Consider the following 11098-nt stretch of genomic DNA (forward strand, 5'->3'; position numbering starts at 1 on the left):
CTGTCCTCGACCACCATTCAGACATTCAGGGGAGTTACAAGCATGGTTGCAGGAGTCACCGGGGTCGTGTGGGTCGCCCGGCCATCCGAAATCAATTCGGCCACTCTTCACGCGGGCGCACACGCGATCCCGATTTCGGCCGCCGCCACCGCGTGGGGCGCGCTCACCGCCGCCTGGGTCGACGCGACGACCACCGTTGCCCGCGTCATGGCCGAACTCGGCGTCGGCATGCAGGGCGTCAACGGTATCGCCGCGCTCAGCAAGCTGACCGGATTCCTCGGCTGGTCCGAACAGCAGGGTGTGCAGGCCGCGGCGATGGGCGGCAAGGCCGCCGCGAACGTCATCGCTTACGGCGTCGCCGCGCTGGCGATGCCGAGCCCGCCGGAAATCGCGGCCGTCAATGCCGCGCTGGTGGCTTCGACGAACCCCGCCGGTGCCGTCACCGGCGCCTATGAGGCGGCTGAGGTGGCCAGGCACGCGATGGATCTGCGCGCGGCGCTGGTGATGGAGACCTATGAGGCGGCGACCTCGGCGATGGTGGCCACACCCGCCGAATTCATGATGCCGCCGCCGATCGCCGCGGGCGCGGGCCAGGCCAACCCGAGCGGGACCGCCGACGCCGCGTTCGAAGCGCCCACCGATCCGATCTCGACCGCAGTGGCCGCCGTGCAGGCGTTCGTTTCCAACCCGGGTGTGGCCAGTGCCGCCACGCAGGCCGCACAGGCGGTCGGATCGGTGGTCAGCACCGGTGTGTCAACGGTCGGCAGCGTGGCGAGCAATGCGGTCGCCGCGGCGACGACGAGCACGCCGATGACCACCATGGCCCCGATGGCGATGGGTGGTGGCGCGATGGCCGCCGCGGGTAGTGCGACCGCGACCCGTGCGGTCTCGTTCTCCGGCACCTCGGCCGGGGCGGGCAGCGCCCAGCTCAAACTGCCGGAAGGCTGGGGTACGGGCAGCGTGACCGGCAACACCGCGACAGCGGCACCCGAGACGGTCGCATCCGTCGAAACCACACCGGCCCGGTCGATCAACAGCGGCGCGGGCAACCCGCTGCTGGGCAACCAGGCCCGTGACACCGAGGACGACGAGTCCGAGTACGACAGCAAGATCGACCTGCGGGCCGATCACTTCACCGATGGCCGCCTCGCCGCCGACGGGGTGATCGGCGCCAACGCCGGGACGGTGGGGTGACCGTCCTCGGTTCTATCGGTGGCCCGTCCGCACTCGAGGCGGTTGTGCTGTCACCCGACGAGATCCAGTTTCTCCGCGAGAAGCTGGATCTCGATGACCTTCCGGTTGTGCTGAACGCTTACGCCCGCTTCGACAGTGTGCCCGCGCATCAGGCGGCAATGGCCGCCGCGGCCGAGTCGCTCGAACAGCGGGACCTGCTGATCGACGGTGGGATTCAGCCCGACCTGGAGGACCGACTTCGAGTGCTGAACCGGCCGCACTGGATCGTCGCCATGCGGTTGATCGTCGAGGGTTACGTGAGTCGGTTCTGTCTGGCGAAGGGTGACGACCTTTCCGTCGTTGCCCTGCGCGGGCAGGACTCGTATGTGATCGACGAAGTGGGAATCGACTTGGCGGGCACCGTAATAGCGGCGCTCGGCACGGCCCAGCCGCTCGAGCTCTACGGCATGAACGCACCGACGGAGGAGCTTGCCACGATCTTCGAGGACGTCGGCGATGCCACTGCCACCGCCGAACGACTCGCAAGGGTCGGCAATCCCGCGCAGGACGCGCAAACTCTCGCCTCGGCCGTGGTCGAAATACATTCGCATGCGCAGATCACCGCCGTGCTGTACGGGGACGGCACCCGCGACATCGTCGACAACCACATCGCCGTGTTCAACACCCGCCATGGGCGATTCATCTCCACGGCGAGCGTGGCCGACGACGGCACCAAGTGGTCGTCGCTGGCCAGCGGTACGCCCGCCCGCCTGCGCGCCGCCGTGGAAGATCTGATCCATTCCCTGCCGGAGCGAGAAGAGTTTCCGAGGAATACTAGTTTGGCCTGAGGGCGCATCCGCTGGAATCAATGCCCGCTACGCCGCTTCCTGATCTCGAGCCGATTGCGCGCGCTGCGCCAGATCGGCACCGATCCGGTATGCCTGGTCGATCAATTGTTCGTGAACTCGCGGGTCGTCGGTCTCGGTGCCGTAGAGAAACTCGATGGATGACTCGGCTATCCCACAGTATCCGGCAATGCCGTGCACCATCTGGGTCGTCATCGCCTCCTTGTATCGGCGCCGATCGTAAGTGCCTTCATCGAGACCGGCAACTGCGATGAAATGCAAAGCGCTTACTGCACTCCGACCGGTTTCCGAACTGGTGTCGTATGCCCAGCCTCTGGCGAATACGCGGTCTATCCATCCTTTGGCCAAGGCTGGCATCGACCACCAGTGCACCGGGAAGAGAAGAGCGATTACCTCGCCCGAATCGAGCAATTCCTGCTCACGTCTGACATCGGCGGGAACCGTGTCCTGTAGCCGGTGCACGGCCAGATCCTGCTTGCTGAAGACGGGATCGAATCCCGACTTTGTCAGATCATGTGTTGTGGCAGTGGTGTTTCCATCCGCCAGGATGCCTCGTTCGACTTCCCTGGCAATAGCCCAGGTAGCGGAGTCGTGATCCGGGTGCGCAACCACCAGTACGACGTGCGGCCGACCGTCTTCGTTCGTCATATGGCCAAGCTAAAGTGTGACATTAGCGTCAATGTCAAGGAGTGCTGCCAGATGCGGATCAGCGATCTGAGTCGTATCACCGGCGCAAGCCCTCGGATGCTCCGTCATTACGAGGCCGCCGGTGTCCTCTCGCCTCGGCGGGATGCCAACGGCTACCGGCGTTACCGCCCCGAGGATGTCAAGACGGTGAACGATATTCGCTGCTTGCTGGCATCGGGATTGTCGCTGACGGAGTCCTACACGATGTTGCATATTGCGTGCACCGCCCCGTCCAGTGCATCCGAGGACGATCGTGATGCCGTGCTGCGGCAAATCGATGAGCGCACAAGCCAATTGGACACCGCCATCGAACGACTCGTCGCCGAGAAGGCCAACCTGCTCGAGCTCCGCTCCGATATCGAGGCTGGCCGATAGCGCGCGGGGGCATTGTGCCCCAAGGGGATTCAGCCCATGGGGTCGTCGGCCGTGGGGGAAACTTCGTAGGCGAAGGGTGGGGTGAAGCGCCCCCAGCGGATGCATTCCCAGCCGCCGACGGGTCGGGGGACGAGTTCGATGGTTTCGGTGTTGTCGAGATGGTTGTTGGTGGTGAAGGGCGGTTCCACGCCGCTGAGGTTGCGGGAGACCAGGCGCATGGCGGCGCCGTGACTGACCACCAGGATGTCGCCGTCGCTGCCATCGGTCAGGTATTTGGTGCGTAGGCTCTCCACGACCGGTAGGAAGCGGGCCAAGACGTCGTATCCGGATTCGCCGCCGGGGACGCGTTCGGCGAGATCGCCTTCGTGCCAAGCTCGATAGATTCGCTGGAAACGCGAATGGGCTTCCTCGGTGTTCAGGCCTTCCAGGTCGCCGACCTGCACTTCGTGGATGTCATCGAGCACCTCGACCGATACGCCGGTCGCTGCCTCGATGTATCCGGCGGTCTGTCTGGCGCGCAACGCGGACGAGGAGAACAGTGCCTTCGGCGGTCTCAGCAGACTGGAGCCGAATGTCTTCGCTTGGGCCGCACCGCGTTCGGTAAGCGGTAGGCCAGGGATCCGGGTGTCCAAGATTTTCGCCACATTGCCTTCGGTCTCGCCATGGCGAACGAGTATCAATCTGCCGGTCATAGGTCGGCCACTCCCTTACGCAACTGGGTCAGCCACTCGGCGGCCGGTTCATCCGAGGGCGGTGGGGTTCCGGTCGCCGAGGTCGCGGGCCAGGAGCCGAGAAAACGGATCCGCGCCGTGCGGTGCAATGCCTTGAGTGCCTCGGCGACCGCGGTGTCGTCGATATGTCCGACGCAGTCGAGGTAGAAGCGGTAGGTGCCCATACCCGTTCGAGTCGGCCGGGATTCTATTCTGGTGAGATCGATTCCGCGCGTGGCGAATTCGGCGAACGCGCGCATGAGTGAGCCCGGTTCGTTCAGCAGCTCCAGCACGATCGAGGTGCGGTCCACACCGGTTGCGGGCGGCGCGACTCGGGGGCGGGTCACCAGCACGAAGCGGGTGATGGCCTGGTCGTGGTCGGCGACCCCCGAGGCCAGCGCCGTCAGACCGAGGCGTTCACCGGCCAACGCGGTGGAGACCGCGGCGTCGGCGCGCCCCGCCGCGACATCCTCGGCGGCGGCCGCATTCGAGGCAGAGGTGTACATCTCGACATCGGGCAGTGTGCGCGATATCCAGAGCCGCACTTGCGCCCCGGCGACCGGATAGGCGGCCAGGGTGCGAACATCCGCGAGCTCCGTCCCCGGCCTGGCCAGAATCGCGAAGCTCACCTCGAGCTCGGTTTCGGCGACGATCTGCAGCCGCGGACCGATGGCCAGCGAATCCAGGGTCGCTGATATGGAACCCTCCACCGAACTCTCGATCGGCACGACGGCACCCTCGACCTCGCCGGATCGAATCAGGTCGAGCGCCGCGCCTTGACTGGGCGCGGCAATCCGCTCGACCGGTCCTTCGAAGGCTTGCGAGGACTCGAGTTGGGCGAGGGCCATCTCGGTAAAGGTTCCGGACGGCCCGAAGTACGCGATTCGCGGCACGGTTACGAGATTACTTGCGTGCACTGAGGATGCTCAGAGTTCCAGCTAGATCGTCGGGCGCATCGGTTTCGATCGCCAGCAACACACTGCGCGCCGCCTCGACCGCGGGTGGCTTCAGCGAGGTCAGGAAGGCGATATCGGGCCGGGCCAGCGCCGCCGGAATATCCTCACCGCACAGCGCCGCAACCGTTCCCGCGACGATAGCCAGCGCCCGCTCCCCATCGGAAGTGCGCGCGATGAACCCGCCATCCGAATGCGCGATTTCGACCAGAAATTCGGCGACCTCCCGATCGGTCGCATCGGCGTCGAGAACCCGAACACCCGCCGCCCCGGACCCCGCCGCCCGCACCAACCCCTCAGCCAAACTCCGCCGCGCCGCCGACGGCGCCGCCAACGCAAGCAACACCGGCTCCCCCGCCACCCCATGCGCCGCCTGCACTCCATCCGCCATAACCCCACCGTAACCATTTCCCACCACTGAACTCCCGAGCCCACCTGTTCACCCGGTCGCACCTGTTCACCTGCACCCGGTACGTATCCACCTACGCACACCGGTCGACAACGTCAGGATTCGGGAGCGGTTGCGGAAACCGCAAGCGTCACTTAGCTTAGGGTTACCTAATTAACCGATCGGCTCGTACCGGAGGTCTGCATGCTGAAGCCGACTGTCGCACCGTCTACCGCTGAGCGGGTCCGGAGTGCGTGCGCCCATGCGGAGCAGGCGGTGTTGGCGATGCCGGGAATTGACCCGACGCCGATTTCGGTGCATCACGTGCGGCAGTGCGGAGATGCGGTGATCGCGGTGCCGACCACGTCCATGGCGGCGGTATTGGCCGGGAATTCCGGTGAGAGTGGTGCGCCCGCGGTGCTCGAGCTCACCGATCACACGCCGCTGCCACTGCGGGAACCGGTGCGTGCGTTGGTGTGGTTGCGCGGGTGGGTGCGGGCGGTGCCGACACAGGCGCTGCGGGCACTGGCCACCGAGGTCGCCAAGGATCATCCGCATCCCGACCTGCTCGATGTCGGCCACAGCTCGACCCTGTTACGCGTGCTGATCAACTCCGCGGTGGTGGCCGATTCGACCGGCGCCGAATCCGTCTGCGTCGACGAGCTCCGCCTGGCGGAACCGGATCCGTTCTGCGCACTGGAATCCGCCTGGCTGCAGCATATGGACGCCGACCACGCCGATATCATCGCCCAGCTCGCCCGCCACCTCCCGCCGCGCCTGCAGACCGGCGCCGTGCACCCGCTGGCCATCGACCGCTATGGCGTGACCCTGCGCATCGAAGGCCACGACGGCGACCACGATTTCCGCCTCCCCTTCAACTCCCCTGCCGAGGACATCGAGTCCCTCGGCCGCGCCGTCCGCACCCTCGCGGGCTGCCCCTTCCTGAACGGCCTGCGCCGCATCTGATCCGACGCCGCGGACACCCACGGCGCGTGCCGAAAACCGTTGCGCTGCGGCAGGTTCGGCACAGCAGCGACGACACCATCGAGCGGACGTGAGCCAGCCGTGCGGTCGCACCGGGCGGAGCCAGGATCCAGGCGGTCCATCGTCGCAGATCATGTTCCAGCAGCCGGATCGACGACAAGGTAATCGGCACCTGCGAACCGCCACTCGACACGCACCGCCTCGCCGAATCGGTGCGGGCAATAGATTCGGACGCATGCGTGCTGAGACCGGTGCCGGGGACGAGTCCGAGCTGACCGATCGGGAGCGACTGGGGATTCGGCTGGAAATCCTGGTCGTGCTGGTGGTGACGTTCGGACTGAGTGGCTTGAACGCGGCGCTGTCATTGCTGAACAGCGCGCTGTCGCCGGGCGGCGTCGGCGGGCAGACCGTGGCGCTGAATCCGACGCGGGCGGCCCAATCGACCATCGACCTGCTGTTCCAGCTGCTCAGTGCGTTGCGACTGGCCGGGTGGGGTGCGCTGGGGCTGTATCTGTTGTGGCGCAGCGGGATCGGGCCGCGGTTGATCGGATTGGCCAGGGTCCGTTGGCGTTCCGATGTACTGCCCGGTCTGATCCTCGCGGCGATCATCGGGCTGCCCGGGCTCGGGCTGTATTTGACCGCACACGCGCTGGGATTCAGCGTGACGATCGTGCCGAGCTCGCTCGGTGACCACTGGTGGCGATTGCCCGCACTCATCGTTTCCGCCTGTGCGAATGCGGCGGCCGAGGAAATTGTGGTGGTGGCCTATCTTATTACCCGGTTGCGCAGGCTCGGCTGGTCGGAGAACCGGTCGCTGCTGGCCTCGGCATTGCTGCGCGGGAGCTATCACCTGTATCAGGGCCTGGGCGGTGGGCTCGGCAATCTGGTCATGGGGTTGATCTTCGGCCGCTTCTGGCAGCGCACCAACCGGCTGTGGCCGCTGATGATGGCCCACGCGACGATCGATGCGGTCGCCTATATCGGCTATACATTGCTACGCGGTCACGTTTCCTGGTTGCCGTAACATCCGCCGGTCCGCGCGGCGAATTTATCGACAAGCGCTCACCCCGAGCGCACCACCTTCCGGCCGCTCGTCAAGCCCCCCGACGGCCCTCGAACAGTAGAGTCTGTGTGATGAACGGCGACGACCCCCAGCGCTACGACCGGACGCGCCGGGTGCCGCAACCCTTCGGAGATCCCGGTGCGCCGTCCATGCCGCCGCAGCGGCGCGAACCACATCCGCCAGGTCGTCGCGGACCCGGACCGGACCCCAGGCATATCGACCCCACCAAGGTCATCCGCCGCGACGGGTCGGATTACCCGCCGCCACTGGCGTATTCGCAGGTACCGCCGGAAACGCGAAGGCCGCCGCGCAGGCCGCCCCATGCGCCGCCGCAGCAGCCGCAGCCGTACCACGAACCCCGGCCTCGCGGCGTCCCCGGCTACGCGCCGCCCCAACAGCCGCTTCCCTACCAGGAATCGCCGAACCTGCGGTCACGTCGCGAGGTCCCCCCACCGCCGCCCTCCCTGCCGCCGTCGCGGCGCGAGCGCGAACCCCGCCCGCCGCGCCGCCGTCGCAAACTGCACCTGTTCCGCTGGTCCCTGGTGCTGTTGGTGGTGTTGGTCCTCGCGGTCGTCGGCGCGGTCGTCAAACTCGACGGTTCGCTCAATCGGATCGATGCCCTGGCCAACTACTCCGACCGCGTCGGCGATACGCCGGGCACGAATTGGCTGCTCGTCGGCTCCGACGGCCGGGCCGGACTCACGGCCGACCAGGAACAGGAACTCGCCACCGGCGGTGAGGTCGGACCCGAGCGCACCGACACGATCATGCTGGTGCACATTCCGAAATCGGGTACGACCACGCTGGTCAGCCTGCCGCGCGACTCATATGTGAGCATTCCGGGCCACGGCAAGGACAAACTCAACGCCGCCTTCGCCTTCGGCGGCGCACCACTGCTGGCGCAGACCGTCGAAACCGCCACCGGCGTGCACATCGATCACTACGCGCAGATCGGATTCGGCGGCTTCGCGGGCATCGTCGATACCCTCGGCGGTATTGACGTCTGTGTGCCCAAGGCCATCGACGATCCGCTCGCGGGCATCAATCTGGCGCCCGGGTGTCAAACCCTGGACGGTCCGCAGGCCTTGGGTTTCGTCCGCAGTCGTGCGACCGCCCTCGCGGATATCGACCGGATGAACCACCAGCGCCTGTTCATGGCCGCCCTGCTGAAAAAGGCGACCAGCGCGGGCACGCTGGCCAATCCGTTCACGCTGTGGCCGCTGGCCAGCGATACCGCGAAATCGCTGAAGGTAGATAAAGGCGATCACATCTGGAATCTGGGCCAGCTCGGGTGGGCAATGCGCGGCGATACCGTGGCGACCACCGTCCCGATCGGCGGTTTCACCGATACCGATAGCGGAAATGTATTGCTGTGGGATAAGCAACGTGCCGGTCAATTCTTCGACGACCTCGCCAAGGACCAACCGATCCCGGACGATCTGCTGACGAGGTAGCGTCGGGCCTATGCCCGATACCGATGCCGACGAGCCGTTCCCGGACCTGCTGCGCGACCAGATTCGTCGTGGCTTCACCGCCTCGCAGCAGTATCTGGCGGCGGCGGTCTACTTCGATTCGAATCGCCTGCCGCAGTTGGCCAGGCACAGCTACGGCAAATCCGCCGAGCACCGCTCGCATGCATTGCGCATGGTGCAGTACCTGCTGGACCGCAATTTGAGAGTGCAGGTCGGCGGCCTGGACGACGTGCAATCCAGCTTCGAATCACCGCGCGGCGCCGTCGTTTTCCTGCTGGAATCCGAGCGCGCCCGCAATGCGCAGATCACCGAGTTGGCCAGCACCGCGCGCGCCGCCGGAGACTATCTCGGCGAGCAATTCATCCAGTGGTTCCTCAAGGAGCAGGTGGAGGATGTCGCCGGGATGATCACGCTGCTGACCGTCATCGACCGTGCCGCGGGCGATCTGTTCGACGTCGAGGACTTCATCTCGCGCGAGCTGCGCACCACACCGCGCGCCGACATTTCCGCACCGAGAATGGCGGGCGCTAGTAAGAATTAATTAGGCAACACTAGCCTCAATAAGGCTGCACTTGGATGACACGCGACATGACCAGCGCTAATGTCGCAACTATGTCCAGCCATCCGGAGTCCCCACGCAGCAAATTTCACGGCCTGCTCCACGATCAGATCCGGCATGAATTCAATGCCGAGCATCAATACATCGCGATCGCGGTCTGGTTCGACAATGCGGATCTGCCGCAGCTGGCCAAGCGTTTCTATGCGCAGGCGGTCGAAGAGCGTAATCACGCGATGATGATCGTGCGGTACTTCCTGGACCGGGATATCAGCGTCGAGCTTTCCGGCATCGACGCCGCGAAATCGCATTTCGAGAATGCTCGCGAACCTATCGCGCTGGCCCTCGCGCAGGAAAAGAACGTCACCGACCAGATCATCCAGTTGGCGAGCACGGCCCGCGAAGAGGGCGATTACCTGGGCGAACAGTTCATGCAGTGGTTCTTGAAGGAGCAGGTGGAGGAGGTCGCGAATATGACGACCCTGCTCACCATCGCCGATCGCGCCGGGTCGAACCTGTTCGACCTCGAGGATTTCGTCGCTCGGGAAATGAGTGGTCCGAGTGATGCTTCCGGTGCCCCTTCCGCTGCGGGTGGCAGCATTTAAATTCGCGATTCAACAGGCCCGGCTCGTCGCGACGAGCCGGGCCTGTCGCTGTGTATCGAGCGGGGTCACAACCCCGCGGTCCGCATAACGGCTTATGCGGCGCTCATGGAGCTGAGCAGCGTCTTGAGCAGCGTCAGAATGGCTTCCATGATGGTCCTACTTTCCTCATCATTCGGTGAGACTTCGCTCACCACCACCAGCTTTCGGTGATGCAGAGAACCTAACCGAGGTCGATTAGAAAGGAGGGTGTTTCACAAAATTCTCGGTGATTTTTTTGAATCACCGCAGAGTGACCTGACGCGACCGCAGCCCGTCCCGGGAGCGGCGCTCATCCGCCGAGAGCGGAGTCTCGTCGGCCAGCGCTGCCGCCAGGCGTTCCCCGAATTCGATCGCCGGTTTGGTCCACTCGCTGGCATGCGGTTCCGTATCCAGGTCGAAGACCGGAACCAGCAGGCCGTGCGTGCGGAACGAGCCCGCGAAACGGGAACCCTCACCCAGATGCAGTCCGCCCGACGCGTGCAGCCGCGCCAGCGCCAGCATCAGATCATCCTCGTTCTCCGGGCGCACCCAGCGCAGATGCGCCTTATCACCGGCATCGACCCACCAGCCCGCGCCGATCGCATCGGGGCCGAGATCCAATCGCGCGGACGGCATGATCGCCTGCTTGGCCTGTTCGATGGTCGCGGCGACCTGCGGATCGGGCTGCACACCCTCGGGCACCCACCAGTCGAAGTCCTGGTGCACGGTCAGTTCCAGCGGTGCGTCCGGATCGATCACATCGGCCAAACGCGGTCCGCCCTCGGCACTTTCGGCCGCGGTCAGCGATTCGCCCGGTTCGGCGGACTGGGTCCACAGGATCGCCGCCGCGATATCGGCGGCCGGATCCGGACCCTGGAATTGCACCTGCGTCGCGACGTATCCGGTCGGCGGCTCGCCCGCCCGCACCAATCCGGCGACCGCGCCCGGCAATACGGTGGCCAGCACGACGGAACGCTCCGCCGCGATATCGGACGACAGCCGCAGCGTCGCGGTCGCCGACGGCACGAATTCGCGCAGCGCGACCAGATCGCACTCCGCGGCCAGCCCCTCGAACGGACGCGCACCGGACTGCGCCGCCTGCAGTTCCAGAGCCGCCCGCCGCTCGGCGAGACGCTGGGCCCGGTTCCCTCCGGGCTTCGGACTATTGCGCTTGCTTTTACCCACGGCAGGTCAAACTACAGTGGCTGTGTTTGATTTGCCGCGCCTGGCGGCGCGGCGTGTTCGCGG

13 protein-coding genes are annotated in these 11098 nt (G+C 65.7%); 8 read left to right on the forward strand and 5 right to left on the reverse strand.

Annotated elements, in window-relative coordinates; all coding sequences use genetic code 11:
- Positions 1 to 42 precede the first annotated feature (42 nt).
- The gene (locus NA5_RS02105) at positions 43 to 1194 is read left to right on the forward strand and encodes a PPE domain-containing protein (protein ID WP_062981183.1); all 1152 of its coding nucleotides are present in this window, start codon (positions 43 to 45) and stop codon (positions 1192 to 1194) included.
- Positions 1191 to 2021, forward strand: a complete 831-nt coding sequence (locus NA5_RS02110) for an ESX secretion-associated protein EspG (protein WP_062981185.1) — start codon at positions 1191 to 1193, stop codon at positions 2019 to 2021. The genes NA5_RS02105 and NA5_RS02110 overlap by 4 nt, the downstream gene beginning before the upstream one ends.
- A 27-nt stretch (positions 2022 to 2048) precedes the next feature.
- Here the strand turns inward: NA5_RS02110 and NA5_RS02115 are convergent, their stop codons facing one another.
- Entirely contained in the window at positions 2049 to 2612 is a 564-nt protein-coding gene (locus NA5_RS02115; RefSeq protein WP_245672048.1) for an NAD(P)H-dependent oxidoreductase, read from the reverse strand.
- On the opposite strand from NA5_RS02115, the gene NA5_RS42015 reads away from it, so the two are divergent.
- On the forward strand, positions 2496 to 3101 hold the full coding sequence (locus tag NA5_RS42015) for a MerR family transcriptional regulator (protein WP_245672041.1): 606 nt from the start codon (positions 2496 to 2498) through the stop codon (positions 3099 to 3101). The two genes, NA5_RS02115 and NA5_RS42015, sit on opposite strands and share 117 nt — an antisense overlap.
- A gap of 29 nt (positions 3102 to 3130) precedes the next feature.
- Here the strand turns inward: NA5_RS42015 and NA5_RS02125 are convergent, their stop codons facing one another.
- Genes NA5_RS02125 through NA5_RS02135 form a run of 3 tightly spaced genes read right to left on the reverse strand, consistent with a single transcriptional unit; the run spans position 3131 to position 5155 of the window.
- Positions 3131 to 3793: a histidine phosphatase family protein gene (locus tag NA5_RS02125; RefSeq protein WP_062981191.1), complete on the reverse strand. Its 663-nt coding sequence runs from the start codon at positions 3791 to 3793 to the stop codon at positions 3131 to 3133.
- The gene (gene pheA / locus NA5_RS02130) at positions 3790 to 4704 is read right to left on the reverse strand and encodes a prephenate dehydratase (protein WP_062981193.1); all 915 of its coding nucleotides are present in this window, start codon (positions 4702 to 4704) and stop codon (positions 3790 to 3792) included. The genes NA5_RS02125 and pheA overlap by 4 nt, the downstream gene beginning before the upstream one ends.
- Before the next feature lie 10 nt (positions 4705 to 4714).
- Positions 4715 to 5155 (reverse strand): hypothetical protein, encoded by a 441-nt coding sequence (locus tag NA5_RS02135; protein ID WP_062981195.1) that lies wholly within the window; start codon positions 5153 to 5155, stop codon positions 4715 to 4717.
- Between the two features lie 201 nt (positions 5156 to 5356).
- On the opposite strand from NA5_RS02135, the gene NA5_RS02140 reads away from it, so the two are divergent.
- From NA5_RS02140 to NA5_RS02160, 5 genes are all read left to right on the forward strand, one after another.
- Entirely contained in the window at positions 5357 to 6118 is a 762-nt protein-coding gene (locus NA5_RS02140) for a DUF2470 domain-containing protein (protein ID WP_062981197.1), read from the forward strand.
- Between the two features lie 253 nt (positions 6119 to 6371).
- The gene (locus NA5_RS02145) at positions 6372 to 7160 is read left to right on the forward strand and encodes a CPBP family intramembrane glutamic endopeptidase (protein ID WP_062981199.1); all 789 of its coding nucleotides are present in this window, start codon (positions 6372 to 6374) and stop codon (positions 7158 to 7160) included.
- Between the two features lie 110 nt (positions 7161 to 7270).
- Positions 7271 to 8653, forward strand: a complete 1383-nt coding sequence (locus NA5_RS02150; protein WP_084483810.1) for an LCP family protein — start codon at positions 7271 to 7273, stop codon at positions 8651 to 8653.
- Between the two features lie 10 nt (positions 8654 to 8663).
- Positions 8664 to 9212: a ferritin gene (locus NA5_RS02155; protein ID WP_062981201.1), complete on the forward strand. Its 549-nt coding sequence runs from the start codon at positions 8664 to 8666 to the stop codon at positions 9210 to 9212.
- A 71-nt stretch (positions 9213 to 9283) separates the two neighbouring features.
- The gene (locus NA5_RS02160) at positions 9284 to 9832 is read left to right on the forward strand and encodes a ferritin (RefSeq protein ID WP_062981203.1); all 549 of its coding nucleotides are present in this window, start codon (positions 9284 to 9286) and stop codon (positions 9830 to 9832) included.
- Positions 9833 to 10111: 279 nt separating this feature from the next.
- Here the strand turns inward: NA5_RS02160 and NA5_RS02165 are convergent, their stop codons facing one another.
- Entirely contained in the window at positions 10112 to 11035 is a 924-nt protein-coding gene (locus NA5_RS02165) for a DUF5926 family protein (RefSeq protein WP_062981205.1), read from the reverse strand.
- Positions 11036 to 11098: the final 63 nt, after the last annotated feature.

It is taken from the genome of Nocardia anaemiae NBRC 100462, from assembly GCF_001612725.1.
Classification (GTDB): domain Bacteria; phylum Actinomycetota; class Actinomycetes; order Mycobacteriales; family Mycobacteriaceae; genus Nocardia; species Nocardia anaemiae.